General features: G+C 67.6%; 14 protein-coding genes. 2 read left to right on the top strand and 12 right to left on the bottom strand.

All coding sequences use genetic code 11. The annotated features are described in order from the left end of the window. Nucleotides 1-12: 12 nt before the first annotated feature. The 4 genes from ettA to msrA form a co-directional block, all read right to left on the bottom strand. Nucleotides 13-1,695 (bottom strand): energy-dependent translational throttle protein EttA, encoded by a 1,683-nt coding sequence (ettA, locus tag C5B97_RS07055; RefSeq protein ID WP_104253131.1) that lies wholly within the window; start codon nucleotides 1,693-1,695, stop codon nucleotides 13-15. Between the two features lie 46 nt (nucleotides 1,696-1,741). Beyond that, a complete protein-coding gene (locus C5B97_RS07050) occupies nucleotides 1,742-2,197 on the bottom strand; it encodes a hypothetical protein (protein WP_104311407.1) in 456 nt (151 codons plus the stop codon). 50 nt (nucleotides 2,198-2,247) lie between these two features. Further along, nucleotides 2,248-2,781 carry a single-stranded DNA-binding protein gene (locus tag C5B97_RS07045; protein WP_179557473.1) on the bottom strand — a complete coding sequence of 178 codons (534 nt, stop codon included), beginning with the start codon at nucleotides 2,779-2,781 and terminating at the stop codon, nucleotides 2,248-2,250. A gap of 191 nt (nucleotides 2,782-2,972) precedes the next feature. Further along, nucleotides 2,973-3,494 (bottom strand): peptide-methionine (S)-S-oxide reductase MsrA, encoded by a 522-nt coding sequence (gene msrA, locus C5B97_RS07040; protein WP_104311405.1) that lies wholly within the window; start codon nucleotides 3,492-3,494, stop codon nucleotides 2,973-2,975. Between the two features lie 95 nt (nucleotides 3,495-3,589). Here msrA and C5B97_RS07035 point away from each other — a divergent pair, with 95 nt between their 5' ends. Beyond that, nucleotides 3,590-3,874 (top strand): hypothetical protein, encoded by a 285-nt coding sequence (locus C5B97_RS07035; protein WP_104311404.1) that lies wholly within the window; start codon nucleotides 3,590-3,592, stop codon nucleotides 3,872-3,874. A 48-nt stretch (nucleotides 3,875-3,922) separates the two neighbouring features. Here C5B97_RS07035 and nadE read toward each other — a convergent pair whose 3' ends face one another. The 6 genes from nadE to C5B97_RS07005 form a co-directional block, all read right to left on the bottom strand. Further along, on the bottom strand, nucleotides 3,923-4,744 hold the full coding sequence (nadE, locus tag C5B97_RS07030) for an ammonia-dependent NAD(+) synthetase (protein ID WP_104311403.1): 822 nt from the start codon (nucleotides 4,742-4,744) through the stop codon (nucleotides 3,923-3,925). A 67-nt stretch (nucleotides 4,745-4,811) separates the two neighbouring features. Next, complete coding sequence (locus C5B97_RS07025) at nucleotides 4,812-5,126, bottom strand: metal-sensitive transcriptional regulator (RefSeq protein WP_181026937.1); 315 nt, start codon at nucleotides 5,124-5,126, stop codon at nucleotides 4,812-4,814. After that, on the bottom strand, nucleotides 5,123-7,405 hold the full coding sequence (locus tag C5B97_RS07020; protein WP_181026936.1) for a cation-translocating P-type ATPase: 2,283 nt from the start codon (nucleotides 7,403-7,405) through the stop codon (nucleotides 5,123-5,125). The genes C5B97_RS07025 and C5B97_RS07020 overlap by 4 nt, the downstream gene beginning before the upstream one ends. Then, nucleotides 7,402-7,614 carry a hypothetical protein gene (locus tag C5B97_RS07015; protein ID WP_104311401.1) on the bottom strand — a complete coding sequence of 71 codons (213 nt, stop codon included), beginning with the start codon at nucleotides 7,612-7,614 and terminating at the stop codon, nucleotides 7,402-7,404. Before C5B97_RS07015 ends, C5B97_RS07020 begins: the two co-directional genes overlap by 4 nt. 1 nt (nucleotide 7,615) lies before the next feature. Further along, a complete protein-coding gene (locus C5B97_RS07010) occupies nucleotides 7,616-7,825 on the bottom strand; it encodes a heavy-metal-associated domain-containing protein (RefSeq protein WP_104311400.1) in 210 nt (69 codons plus the stop codon). A 97-nt stretch (nucleotides 7,826-7,922) separates the two neighbouring features. Continuing rightward, nucleotides 7,923-8,309 (bottom strand): nuclear transport factor 2 family protein, encoded by a 387-nt coding sequence (locus C5B97_RS07005; protein WP_104311399.1) that lies wholly within the window; start codon nucleotides 8,307-8,309, stop codon nucleotides 7,923-7,925. A 65-nt stretch (nucleotides 8,310-8,374) separates the two neighbouring features. Here C5B97_RS07005 and C5B97_RS07000 point away from each other — a divergent pair, with 65 nt between their 5' ends. Further along, nucleotides 8,375-8,839, top strand: coding sequence for a helix-turn-helix domain-containing protein (locus C5B97_RS07000; RefSeq protein ID WP_258068058.1), 465 nt, complete (start codon nucleotides 8,375-8,377; stop codon nucleotides 8,837-8,839). On the opposite strand, the gene C5B97_RS06995 is transcribed toward C5B97_RS07000, so the two are convergent. Both C5B97_RS06995 and C5B97_RS06990 read right to left on the bottom strand, forming a co-directional pair. Beyond that, nucleotides 8,815-11,475, bottom strand: a complete 2,661-nt coding sequence (locus tag C5B97_RS06995; protein ID WP_258068069.1) for an aminotransferase class I/II-fold pyridoxal phosphate-dependent enzyme — start codon at nucleotides 11,473-11,475, stop codon at nucleotides 8,815-8,817. The genes C5B97_RS07000 and C5B97_RS06995 overlap by 25 nt on opposite strands. A gap of 164 nt (nucleotides 11,476-11,639) precedes the next feature. Beyond that, the gene (locus tag C5B97_RS06990; protein WP_181026935.1) at nucleotides 11,640-12,224 is read right to left on the bottom strand and encodes a TetR/AcrR family transcriptional regulator; all 585 of its coding nucleotides are present in this window, start codon (nucleotides 12,222-12,224) and stop codon (nucleotides 11,640-11,642) included. Nucleotides 12,225-12,253 lie beyond the last annotated feature (29 nt).

Below are 12,253 nucleotides of genomic sequence, written 5' to 3'. Positions count from 1 at the left end.
TTCCTGTTGGGACTAGTCCCTCGTGAGCTTGCGGTAGGTCATGCGCGATGGCTTGGCGGCGTCCGGGCCGAGGCGCTCGATCTTGTTCTCCTCGTAGCCTTCGAAGTTGCCCTCGAACCAGTGCCAGCGGCTCGGGTCTTCCTCGGTGCCCTCGTAGGCGAGGATGTGCGTGGCGATGCGGTCGAGGAACCACCGGTCGTGCGTGATGACCACGGCGCAGCCGGGGTACTCGAGCAGCGCGTTCTCGAGGCTCGACAAGGTTTCGACGTCGAGGTCGTTCGTGGGCTCGTCGAGGAGCAGCAGGTTGCCGCCCTGCTTGAGGGTGAGCGCCAGGTTGAGGCGGTTGCGCTCACCACCGGAGAGCACCCCCGCCTTCTTCTGCTGGTCCGGGCCCTTGAACCCGAAGGTGGAGACGTAGGCGCGGGACGGGATCTCGACGTTGCCGACCTGCATGTAGTCGAAGCCGTCGGAGACGACCTCCCACACGTTCTTCTCGGGGTCGATGCCGCCGCGCGACTGGTCGACGTAGGAGAGCTTGACCGTCTCGCCGATCTTCAGGTCGCCACCGTCGAGCTCCTCGAAGCCGACGATCGACTTGAAGAGCGTCGTCTTTCCGACACCGTTCGGGCCGATGATGCCGACGATGCCGTTCCGCGGCAGCGAGAAGCTGAGGTCGTCGATGAGCACGCGCTCGCCGAAGCCCTTCTTGAGCTTGTTCGCCTCGAGGACGATGCTGCCGAGGCGCGGGCCTGCAGGGATCTGGATCTCTTCGAAGTCGAGCTTCCTGGTGCGCTCGGCCTCGGAAGCCATCTCCTCGTATCGGGCGAGGCGGGCCTTCGACTTGGCCTGACGACCCTTCGCGTTGGTGCGCACCCACGCGAGTTCCTCTTCGAGGCGCTTCGCGAGCTTCTGGTCCTTCTTGCCCTGGACTTGGAGGCGCTCCTGCTTCTTCTCGAGGTAGCTCGAGTAGTTGCCCTCGTAGCCGTGGAGGCGGCCGCGGTCGATCTCTGCGATCCACTGGGCGACGTGGTCGAGGAAGTACCGGTCGTGCGTGATGGCGATGACTGCGCCAGGGTACTTCTGGAGGTGCTGCTCGAGCCAGAGCACGCTCTCGGCGTCGAGGTGGTTCGTGGGCTCGTCGAGGAGCAGGAGGTCGGGCTTCTCGAGGAGGAGCTTGCAAAGCGCGACGCGGCGCTTCTCGCCTCCGGAGAGGACGCTGACGTCGGCGTCTCCCGGCGGGAGGCGGAGGGCGTCCATCGCCTGCTCGAGCTGCGAGTCGAGGTCCCAGGCGTCGACGTGGTCGATGTACTCCTGGAGCGTCCCCATCTCTTCCATGAGCGCGTCGAAGTCGGCGTCTGGTTCGGCCATCAGGGCGGAGATCTCGTTGAAGCGGTCGAGCTTCGCCTTCGTCTCGGCGACACCGAGCTCGACGTTCTCGCGAACCGTCTTCGTCTCGTCGAGCTCCGGCTCCTGCATGAGGATGCCGACCGTGAAGCCAGGCGTGAGGGTCGCGTCACCGTTCGATGGGGTGTCGAGGCCAGCCATGATCTTGAGGATCGTCGACTTACCAGCCCCATTGGGGCCGACCATGCCGATCTTGGCGCCTGGGAGGAACGACATCGTCACGTCGTCGAGAATGAGCTTGTCTCCGACCGCCTTGCGGGCGCGGATCATCTGGTAAATGTACTCGGCCATGGGTTCCAGTCTAGGAGTTGGTTGGCTGGCAGCGCGCGGAGCTTCGCTACCAGGTGATGGGCTGGGTGAGCCCGATGAGGCATTTTCCGGTGCTGACGGGCGCGACGATGTCCGAGGTGTAGCCCCGCGGGCCGCGCTGGCCCACAAGGCACTCCTCGCCGATCTTCACCGAGACGATGATGTAGTCGGCCTCGAGGTCGACGTTCGTGCGGTCGAAGGTGACCTCCATGGCCGCCTTGTCGAAGCCGATTCCAGACAGCGCGTCGACGAACTCCACGGAACTCGCTGAGCCGTTCGTCGCGATCGTCTGCAGGTTGGTCTCATCGAAGATCGGCTTGTTGTCGCTCGCCGTCCCGCCTGGCACGAACGCCGCCGGCGCCGCCTGCGTGGGCTCGGCCGCGGCGGTCGTCTCCGCAGGGGGTTGCGCCTCTTCCGATGAGCAGCCCGCGAGCGCCAGCGCCGCCACCAGAGCCACTGGGGCGAAGAGACGGGAGCTGCGCATTCGGGACCTTTCTCGGATGGGGCGGTCACCAGTGTAGGTGGCCGCGGCTCCTAGAAGGGCGTCGGGTATGCCCCCTCATCGGCGACGGAAGGCTTGTGCCATTCCGCCTCACTCGGTGGGCCCTGGGCGTCTTCGTCGTCCGGCGGAGCCTCGCTCTGCGGACTGCCGAAGCTCCGTGCCCCTCCGAACCCCTGCTGCTGGTCGCTCACTCCCTTCTCCTGCGGAGTTCGCTCGCGCTTGGCGAAGATCGACGAACCTGCCGTGAGGTCGTGGCCCAGCGCATCCGCAACCACCTCATGCTTCGTGCGAGACCCGTTCTGGGTCTCGAACTTCCGCATGCGGAGCTTGCCGACGACGATGACGCGCTGCCCCTTGTCGAGGGACTTCGCGGCGTGCGTCGCGAGGTCGCCCCACGCCGCGACGTCGTACCAGTTCGGATCCACGTCTTCCCAGACGTTGGTCGTGCGGTTCAGGCGCCGCGAATTCGTCGCGATGCTGAAGTTCACGACGTGCTGCCCACTCGGGGTTGTCCTCACCTCCGGCTTGCTGCCGAGATTCCCGATGAGCGTGATGTGGTCTTGCATGTTCTCCCCCTGGTCTGGATGCGGTGCGGTCCGACGCGGCGCCCGTGCCGAGAGCTCCGCACCGGACCGCGGCACCAGTGTGCGACTGCGGGCGGCGGTTCTTCCCGACGACGACGGCGCCTGTGGACGGGGTTCCGTCCACAGGCGCCGTGTCATCACAGTGCCGAGCCCGTCCGGGCTGGCGCTGCAGGTCAGAGCATGTAGGGAGTGAACTTGGCGCGCACCTTGTTCACCTTGGGCACGGCCACGAAATTGCAGTACCCCTGGCCCGGGTTCTTCGCGAAGAAGTCCTGGTGGTAATCCTCCGCGTCGAAGTACTGGCCGAGTGGGGAGATCTCGGTGACGATTCCGCCACCCCAGAGCTCGTCTGCGCGGTCGCGGGCGGCTTCGAAGAGCTCGCGCTGCGCCTCGTCGGTGTAGTACATCGCGGAACGGTACTGCGTTCCGACGTCGTTGCCCTGCCGGTTGAGCTGTCGCGGGTCGTGCAGCGTGAAGAAGATGTCGAGGATCACGTCGGCGGGCACCACGTTCTCGTCGAAGACGACGCGCACGGCCTCTGCATGCCCGGTGGTGCCGGTGCACACGAGTTCGTAGTCCGGCTTCGGGTGCTCGCCACCCGTGTAGCCAGAGATCACGTCGCTGACACCCTTGACGTTCCTGTACACGGCGTCGAGACACCAGAAGCAGCCACCTGCAAGCACGAATTCGGTCATGCGACAAGGCTACGCCGGTGGCTGGCTCCGCGGCTCAGCCCTGCGCGAACTCAGCCAGCACCGAGAATGTCGGTGGTCGCTCCTAGCCTTCCCTCATGACCACGACGCACCTCACCAAGTCCGGTTCCGCCCCGACCCTCACACCCCGAACTGGCCCGTTCACCCAGCGATTCGCTGGGCTCACCGCGACTCAGGTGCACGCAGCGCGGTGGCGGGTCACGGGTTCCAACGGTGCCGTGCGCGGGTACGTCGAAGAGCACCAGCGCGGCTCGGGGGTCGCCTACGCGGCCACCCGCATGAGCCGCACCTCCACGGCCTTCCTGACGCTCGACGAGTTCTCGGACTTCGCCGAGGCGGTCACCGCGTTCCGCTACCTGTGAAGGCGCGCGTACGCTCGCCGGCGCTCACTCACGGCATCGTGCCGTGAGTCAGCCGCGCCACCAGGTGTCGGTGGGGAGCACGGGCAGCTGCCGCTTGTGCTCGGTCTTGCGGTACAGCGACTCGATGCGATCGGCGGTCTCCGCATCCACGTCGCCGCCGGTCAGGTAGGTGTCGATCTGCGTGTAGCTCAGTCCGAGGTTCGCCTCGTCGGTCTGCCCAGGTGTCTCGTCCAGGAGGTCAGCGGTTGGCGCTTTCGCGGACAGGCGTTCAGGTGCCCCGAGTTCCTCCAGCAGCTGACGCCCCTGGCTCTTCGTCAGGCCCGCGAGCGGGTTCAGGTCAGTTCCGCCGTCTCCGTACTTCGTAAAGAACCCCGTGACTGCTTCGGCAGCGTGGTCGGTGCCGAGCACAAGGAAGCCACGCTCACCGGCGATCGCGTACTGCGCGATCATCCGTTGGCGCGCCTTCGCGTTGCCCTTGTTGAAGTCCGTGATGGCACGCCCGGTCGCGTCCAGGAATGCGTGCTGCATGCCGTCGGTCGCCGGCTTGATGTCGAACGTGATCCGCTCGTCCGGCTGGATGAACTCCAGGGCCAGCTGCGCATCGTCCTCGTCCGCCTGCACGCCATGCGGGAGGCGCACGGCGACGAACGTCGCGTCGCCACCCGCTGCGCGCACCTCCTCGACCGCGAGCTGAGCGAGCTTGCCGAGCAGCGAGGAATCCTGGCCACCGCTGATGCCGAGCACAAGCCCACGCGAGCCCGTCGCAAGCAGGTACTCGCGCATGAAGGAGACGCGCTCTCGCACTTCCGTGGCAGGGTCGATGACCGGCTTCACGCCGAGGGCCGCGATGATTTCCTGTTGAGCGCTCATGGTGGTGCCAACTCTACCGAGCACCTGTTTCGGGAAGAAGTCGCCAACCCGATATCGGAGTGAGCACTCAGCTGCGCACGAGACGCGCGATGGCGTCAGAGGCTTCCTTGAGCTTCAGCTCCCCCTCGGCCCCGCCCAGCTTGACGGCGTCCGCGACGCAGTGCTTGAGGTGGTCGTCCATCAGCCCGAGCGCCACGTTCTCGAGCGCGGAGGTGATCGCCGAGATCTGCGTGAGGATGTCGATGCAGTACTGCTCCTCGTCGACCATGCGATGGATGCCTCGCGCCTGCCCTTCGATGCGCTTGAGGCGCGTGAGGTACTTGCTCTTGTCCTCGATGTAGCCGTGGTGGGCGTGGCCGCCCGTCTCGGTGGTCTCGCTCATGATGCTGCCTTCCATGGGTGTGAAACGGGAGACGTCCCGGTGCTTTGCAGGCCTCGGAAGGCACGCAGTCGCAGACTGTTGCCGACGACGAACACGCTGGAGAACGCCATGGCGGCTCCCGCCAGCATGGGGTTGAGCATGCCGAGGGCCGCGAGCGGGATCGCCGCGACGTTGTACGCGAAGGCCCAGAAGAGATTGCCCTTGATGGTGCCGAGCGTACGTCGGGAGAGGCGGATGGCATCCGCGGCCGCCAGGAGGTCGTCGCGGACCAGCGTGATATCCGCTGCCTCGATGGCGATGTCCGAGCCCGTTCCCATGGCCAGGCCGAGGTCGGCCTGCGCGAGCGCGGCGGCATCGTTGACGCCGTCGCCGACCATCGCGACGACGCGCCCTTCCTCCTGGAGGCGGCGGATCACGCCGACCTTCTCCTGGGGCAGGACTCCCGCGATGACGTCGGTGATGCCGACGGCGGCCGCAACCTGACCGGCGACGATCGAGTTGTCGCCGGTGAGCAGCGTCGGCTCGAGACCGAGTCGGCGCAGCTCGGCGATCGCCTGCGCGCTCGTCGGCTTGATCGTGTCTGCGACGGCGAGCACTCCGCGAGCTTCGCCGTCCCAGGCCACGATGACGGTGGTCTGTCCGAGGGACTCCGCATCACTCTTGCGCTCCGCGAGCTCCTGGCCGAGCGAGATCCCCCAGTCGGCGAGCAGCTGCTCGCGCCCGACGACCACCAGGTGACCGTCGACGATGCCCTGCACGCCCGTGCCCTCGTGGTTCCGGAAGTCCTCCACCGCTGGCAGCGCACCGACCTCGGCCGCGGCGCCGGCCGCGAGCGCCCGAGCGATGGGATGCTCCGAGGCCGCTTCGAGCGCACCCGCGAGATGCAGGAGCTGCTGCCGCTCGACCCCATCCGCCACCCAGACGCCGGCGAGCGCCATCTTTCCGCTCGTCACCGTGCCGGTCTTGTCGACGACGATCGTGTCGACTCGGCGGGTCGATTCGAGGACCTCTGGGCCCTTGATGAGGATGCCCAGCTGCGCCCCACGGCCAGTTCCCACGAGGAGCGCGGTTGGAGTCGCGAGACCGAGCGCGCAGGGGCAGGCGATGATGAGCACGGCGACCGCCGCGGTGAAGGCGGCCGAGGCCGGGAACCCGGCACCGAGCCACGCGCCGAGTGTGGCCACCGAGATCGCGATGACGATGGGCACGAAGACGCCGGAGATTCGGTCGGCGAGACGCTGCACCTCGGCCTTTCCGGTCTGGGCGTCCTCGACGAGCTTGGCCATGTGCGCGAGCTGCGTGTCGCCGCCGACTCTCGTGGCGCGCACCACGAGTCGTCCGCTCGCGTTCAGCGTGGCCCCGACGACCCTGTCTCCTTCGACGACCTCGACGGGGACGGACTCACCCGTGAGCATCGAGGCGTCCACCGCCGAGCGTCCACTCGTGACGACGCCGTCGGTCGCGACCTTCTCCCCCGGCCGGACGACGAATTCGTCGCCGACGATGAGCTCCCCGATGGGGATGCGTGCCTCGATGCCCCGGCGAAGGACGGCGACGTCTTTCGCGCCGAGTTCGAGGAGCGCCCGCAAGGCGGCGCTAGCTTGCCGTTTGGAGCGCTTTTCGAAGTAGCGACCGGCCAGCACGAACATCGTGACGCCGGCAGCCACCTCAAGGTAGATGTTGGATGCTCCGTCGGAGGGGGCAATCGTGAACTCGAAGGGATGCTTCATTCCCGCTTCGCCGGCCGTGCCGAGGAACAGGGCGTAGAGCGACCATGCGAACGCGGCGATCGTGCCGACGGAGATGAGCGTGTCCATCGTGGCGCTCCCGTGGCGCAGGTTCAGCCACGCGGCCCGGTGGAATGGCCACGCGCCCCAGACGATCACCGGTGCCGCCAGAGCCAGCGACGCCCACTGCCAGTTCATGAACTGCAGCGCAGGCACCATGGCCAAGGCGATGACGGGAACAGCGAGCACGATGCTGCCGATGAGACGCTGACGCAGGCTCACGAGTTCGGGGTCTGCGGCCTCGGTGGCCGAATCCTCGACGTCAGGATGCTCTGGCTCTGGGAGTGCGGCCGTGTAGCCGGTCTTCTCGACCTCGTCGAGGAGCGATTGCGGGTCGAGTCCCGCCGGCGCGTGCACGCGGGCTTTCTCAGTGGCGTAGTTGACGCTCGCGCTCACGCCTTCGAGCTTGTTGAGCTTCTTCTCGATGCGCATCGCGCACGACGCGCAGGTCATGCCCCCGATCTGGAGCTCGATGTCGGTAGCTGTGCTCATTGCTCACTCTCCGTGTGCTGCGGGGCCTCTGAATGCTCGGCAGGGAGGACCGGGGCCTCGGTCGAGCCGGGTTGGGAGGTCTGGTGAATCTGTGGGCGCCAGCCGTCGGCCCGGTCGGCTTCCGTGACGACCTGGGCGGTGAAGAACGCCGCGCCGAAGACCGCTGCAAGCAGCGCACCGTAGAGGCTGAGCTTGACTGGCACGTTCATGTCAGGCCTTGGCTGCGGTGTAACCGGCCTCGTCGACCGCGGCGATGACCAACGCGTCGTCGAGGGGTGCGGTGCTCTCGACGACGAGCGTGCCGGTGTCAGCAGAGACGGCGACGCCTTCGACGCCTGCCAACTCGCTGACCTCCTGAGCGACGGCGCTCTCGCAGTGGCCGCAGGTCATGCCGGTGACGAGATAGGTGGTGCTGGTCATGGTGATCTCCTTGCCGAGGGCAGTGCCCCCTGGGGGTATGTACGGCAGATGCAACCGTATACCCCCAGCAGGTATTCCCGCCACCGTCAGACGAGCATCACGACCAGAACTCGTCTTCAGCAGCCTGGTCCTCGCTGAAGAGCCAGACCTCGGCTATGAGCCCGTCGGCGATCCTGAAGACGTCGATGCCCGACTGCGCAAGAGGCGTGCGCCCCTCTCTCTGGGCCGAGAACTCGACGGTCGCCACGACGAGGTCACCGTTCGCGACCGCCGTCCTCGTCACGAGACGGAAGGTTCCGCCGCTGAGCTCGAAGAATCGACCGAGGTGGGCGAGCACACCCTCCGGCCCGACCTTGCGGCCAGACAACGGGTTGCCACCGGGCTGGTGCCAGATCACGTCAGGGGCGAGCATGGCGGCAACGGCGGGGAGGTCGCCTGCTGCGAGGCTCGTGTCGTACGTCGTGAAGGTCTCGATTGCGTTCATGATGGTGTTCCTCTCGATGTGTGGTGTGCTTCCAGTTCTACGCAGCAGGCGGTGGTCACTTCACCGTGACCATCTGCATCCCGAGGTTCGCCATCACCCCGCACCGAGAGGTCTTCATGAGCCCGAAGTGGAACGTCTTCTCCGCGACCTGCCCGTCACGCACCTCGCTCGCACAGATCGCGAACAAGTGGACGGCGATGATCGTCATCACGCTCTCGAACGAGCCGAAGCGCTTCAGCGAATTGCATCGCACGATCGAGGGCATCTCGAAGAAGGTGCTGGTCGACACGCTTCGCTCGCTCGAACGCGACGGGATGCTAGAGCGCGCCGAGCACGCGGGGCACCGCGTCTACGCACTCACGCCGCTCGGAGCGAGTCTCGAGGAACCGCTCCTCGCGCTCCAGGTCTGGGCGGAAGCCCATATCGAGGAGGTACTCGTCTCGCGTGACGCGTTCGACGAGCGAGCCGACGACGAGGCCCTCGCCGCCGCAGACTCGGCCGGAGATCAGTCTTCGCGCAGGATGCGATAGCCGCGTAGCGGGTCGTAGCCGTGGATCTCGCGAGTGTCGAGCACGGCCATGAAGTCGAGCACCTCGTCGGTGACGAGCTGCCCGGGCACGAGCACGGGGAACCCGGGCGGGTACGGGGTCACGAATCCGGCGGAGACGGGCCTGGCGCCGCCCGCCACGCGTTCGGTGAGCTGGGCGTGGCTGAGGTGCTCGATGTTCGCGCGCCGCTGACCGCGGAAGAACGCGGTGCGAAGGTCGCCGTCCGGCAGCCCATCCGCGGACGCGTAGTCGGGCGCGAACGCGCTGAAGTCGGGCAGCGGCGGCATGGGGGCGGGCGCGGGGCGCTCGCCGTCGATCTCTCGCGCCTGCGCCTCCTCCTCGAAGCGCTCCGCGAGCTTCACGAGCACCTCGATGAGGTAGCCGACGGAGCTGCGGGAGGTGCCGATGTTGGTCATGAAGAGCACCGTGTTGCGGCTCGTCTTGTTGACCTGGATGCCGTAGCGGTCCATGAGGTGCTCGTGCTTGAACGTGTCCCCGTCGACTCCCGTGCGTGAGATCTCGACCGTGATGCGGCTCGGGTCGACGACGAACTCGTCTTCCTCCCACGCCTGCCACATCGTCGAGAATCCGTCGCGGTGCGGCATGGGACGCGAGCTCGCGCGGTTCTCGGCCGGGATGAGGTCGTGGCCGGAGAGCACCCGGAAGGTGCGGCGCAGCAGCGGGTGCCGGGCGATGGCCTGCGCGATGCTCGTCGCCAGGTCGAGCTGGCGCTGGACGAGCTCGAAGCCCTCGAGTTCGACCTGACGCCTGCCGAGGTCGAGCGAGGCGAGGATCTGGTAGTTCGGCGACGTCGAGGTGTGCGTCATGTACGCCTCGTGGAACGGCTCCTCCGCCTCCCGGTACCAGTCCTTGTCGTAGACGTGGATCATCGACCCCTGCCGCAGCGCGGTGAGGGTCTTGTGGGTCGACTGGGTCGCGTAGACGCGGATGCGCGCGTCCGGGAAAGGCAGGAGCCGCTCGGCGAGCCACACGTCGTCCGATGCGGGCTCCCCCGTCTCAGAGTCGAAGAGTCGGGCCCGCTGCTCCTGGTACGCCGTCGCGTGGGCGCTCGACGCGAGCCGCTCCTCGAGGTGCTTGGCCGCCGCCATCGCGGTGCGTCGGCGGGTGATGGGGTGGAACGCGGCGAACGCGAACCACGCCTCGTCCCACAGGAACACCAGGTCAGGTTTGATCGCGAGGCACTCGGCCATGACCCGCTCCGGGTCGTAGACGATGCCGTCGAAGGTGCAGTTCGTGAGGGTCACGAGGCGCACCTCGTCGAGGCGGCCGGCGGCTCGGTAGTCGAGGAGCAGCTGCTTGATGCGGTCGAGCGGCACCGCCCCGTAGAACGCGAACTCGTTGAGCGGGTACGCCTCGAGGTACGCGGTGCGCGCGCCGGTGAGCATGAGGGCGTGGTGGTGCGACTTGTGGCAGTTGCGGTCGACGAGCACGATGTCGCCGGGTGAGACGAGCGCCTGGTGCACGATCTTGTTGGCCGTTGAGGTGCCGTTCGTGACGAAGAACGTGTGCTTCGCGCCGAACGCGCGGGCCGCGAGCTCCTGCGACTTCTTGATCGCACCGACGGGAGCGAGCAGCGAGTCGAGGCCGCCGGACGTTGCGCTCGTCTCGGCGAGCAGCAGGTTCAGCCCGTAGAAGTCGACGAGGTCGGTGATCCACTTCGACGTCACGACCGAACCGCCGCGCGAGATGGGCAGGGCGTGGAAGACTCCGGCCGGGCGGCGGGCGTGCTCCTGGATGGCGGTGAAGAAGGGCGTGTCGTAGAGGTGCGAGACGCGGCGCAGCAGCGACAGGTGCAGCTCGAGCTGATCCTCGCGCAGGAACACGCGACGGAAGCGGCGCGTGAGCACGCCGGCGAGGTCCTCGATGTGCGCACCGGCGACGAGGTACAGGTCGAGCTCGGGGCGCAGCGTGTTGAGGGTGTCGGCGAGGCCCAGGACTCGCTGCACGGATGCGAGGCTCGACCGCGACGTCGCGGTCGTGCCTGCCGAGTCGACGTGCGCGAGGTCGATCGTCTCGCGCATGTCCCGGCTCAGGCGCTGCTGGCTGCGGTCGCTGAAGCCGGGCCGGATGACGACGGCGAGGATGTTCGGGTTCGTGAGCACGGCCGCGACGGCGTCGTCGGCGGACGGCACGATCACGTAGTCGTAGACGAACGCGTCCGCCGCGCTGCGGAGCTTGAGGATGTCGGCCCGAAGCGCGTCACGGTCGGCCGGGGTGGTCTCATCCACGAGCAGCACCTCGAAGCGGGGGCGCGGGTCCGAGTCATCCTGCAGCTCGGCTCGCTCGGCCTCGTCGAGCCGGTCGTCGCGATGGTCGGCGGGGATGCTCGTGCCGCGCAGGCGGCTCACGACTCGACCGATGCGCTCCAGCGCACTCGAGTACTCCCCCTTGTCGAGGGCCTCGCGGATCTCGGCGACGTAGCGCTGCCCGAACCCCGCCCAGTACAGCTCGAGCGTCTCAAGAGCCCTCAGGTTGCGGGAGATCTCGCCATCCGCATCCAGGATGCTCTCGGTCTCGTGCCCGGATTCGAGGCGCTTGATCGCGAAGCGCAGGTACTCCCACGCGTCGCTGCGCAGGCGCCAGGTGCTCGTCGGCATGCCCGGATCGCGCTCCAAGCTGTGGCCTGAGGCGCGCCGATCGGCGTCGTTCGCGGTGGGGGCGGATTCGTGGAGACCTGCGGCGTCGAAGCTCGTCACGACGGCCATTCTTCCAGAGCTGCGGGACTCTCTCCGCCACGCGTCGAATTGCGTCGGGGTCGCGTTCAGGGTGCGAGGTACCTCGCGAGCAGGTCGCCGAGTTCGCTCGCGGCTGCTGCGGCGTCGAAGCTCGGGTCCTCGACGCTGCGCGACAGAACCCCATCGGCGACCACGGCGACCCACAGCGCGAGGCGTTCGGCGGTGAGATCGGAGCGCCAGTCTCCCTGTTCCTGCCCCGCGGAGATGATCGCCGTGAGAGCCCGGTGCTGGAGCGAGGCGGCGTCGGCCAGCAGCCCTTCCACGCGGGCATCAGTCGGCGCGGCACCGAGCGCCGCCACGAAGCCGGCGAGGTGGGGGTCGGCAGACTCTTCCAGGAGCGCGTCAAGCCAGTCGCGCAATGCGGTCGGTGCGCTGTCGGCCGCCGCGTCTGCGAGGGCGTCCGCGCGGAGGGCCGCGTCGGCCGAATCCGCCTGCAGGATGCCGACGAGCAGGTCGATCTTCGTCGGGAAGTAGTGGAAGAAGGTGCCGGAGGAGACGCCGGCGCGGGCACAGATGCGTGCCGTCGTGGCACCCGCGTAGCCGAGCTCGGAGATGAGCTGGTAGCCGGCTCCGACGATCGCCGCTCGCCCCTCGCCTGTTCGTGCCGCCACGTCGGACCTCGCTGCCTGCATCTCGAATC

The organism is Pseudoclavibacter sp. RFBB5, assembly GCF_002931555.1.
Taxonomy (GTDB): Bacteria; Actinomycetota; Actinomycetes; order Actinomycetales; family Microbacteriaceae; genus Pseudoclavibacter.
The sequence above is the reverse complement of the archived record's forward strand: the minus strand, read 5'-3'. Positions and strand labels throughout refer to the sequence as shown.

What these genes read in the sequence shown, in the direction of transcription:
- C5B97_RS07005 (WP_104311399.1), bottom strand. Translation starts at nt 8,309, where the DNA reads ATGAACGCAATCGAGACCTTCACGACGTACGACACGAGCCTCGCAGCA.
- C5B97_RS07025 (WP_181026937.1), bottom strand. Translation starts at nt 5,126, where the DNA reads ATGAGCGAGACCACCGAGACGGGCGGCCACGCCCACCACGGCTACATC.
- nadE (WP_104311403.1), bottom strand. Translation starts at nt 4,744, where the DNA reads ATGAGCGCTCAACAGGAAATCATCGCGGCCCTCGGCGTGAAGCCGGTC.
- C5B97_RS07010 (WP_104311400.1), bottom strand. Translation starts at nt 7,825, where the DNA reads ATGACCAGCACCACCTATCTCGTCACCGGCATGACCTGCGGCCACTGC.
- C5B97_RS07045 (WP_179557473.1), bottom strand. Translation starts at nt 2,781, where the DNA reads ATGCAAGACCACATCACGCTCATCGGGAATCTCGGCAGCAAGCCGGAG.
- C5B97_RS07035 (WP_104311404.1), top strand. Translation starts at nt 3,590, where the DNA reads ATGACCACGACGCACCTCACCAAGTCCGGTTCCGCCCCGACCCTCACA.
- ettA (WP_104253131.1), bottom strand. Translation starts at nt 1,695, where the DNA reads ATGGCCGAGTACATTTACCAGATGATCCGCGCCCGCAAGGCGGTCGGA.
- C5B97_RS07020 (WP_181026936.1), bottom strand. Translation starts at nt 7,405, where the DNA reads ATGAGCACAGCTACCGACATCGAGCTCCAGATCGGGGGCATGACCTGC.
- C5B97_RS07015 (WP_104311401.1), bottom strand. Translation starts at nt 7,614, where the DNA reads ATGAACGTGCCAGTCAAGCTCAGCCTCTACGGTGCGCTGCTTGCAGCG.
- C5B97_RS07050 (WP_104311407.1), bottom strand. Translation starts at nt 2,197, where the DNA reads ATGCGCAGCTCCCGTCTCTTCGCCCCAGTGGCTCTGGTGGCGGCGCTG.
- C5B97_RS06995 (WP_258068069.1), bottom strand. Translation starts at nt 11,475, where the DNA reads ATGCCGACGAGCACCTGGCGCCTGCGCAGCGACGCGTGGGAGTACCTG.
- msrA (WP_104311405.1), bottom strand. Translation starts at nt 3,494, where the DNA reads ATGACCGAATTCGTGCTTGCAGGTGGCTGCTTCTGGTGTCTCGACGCC.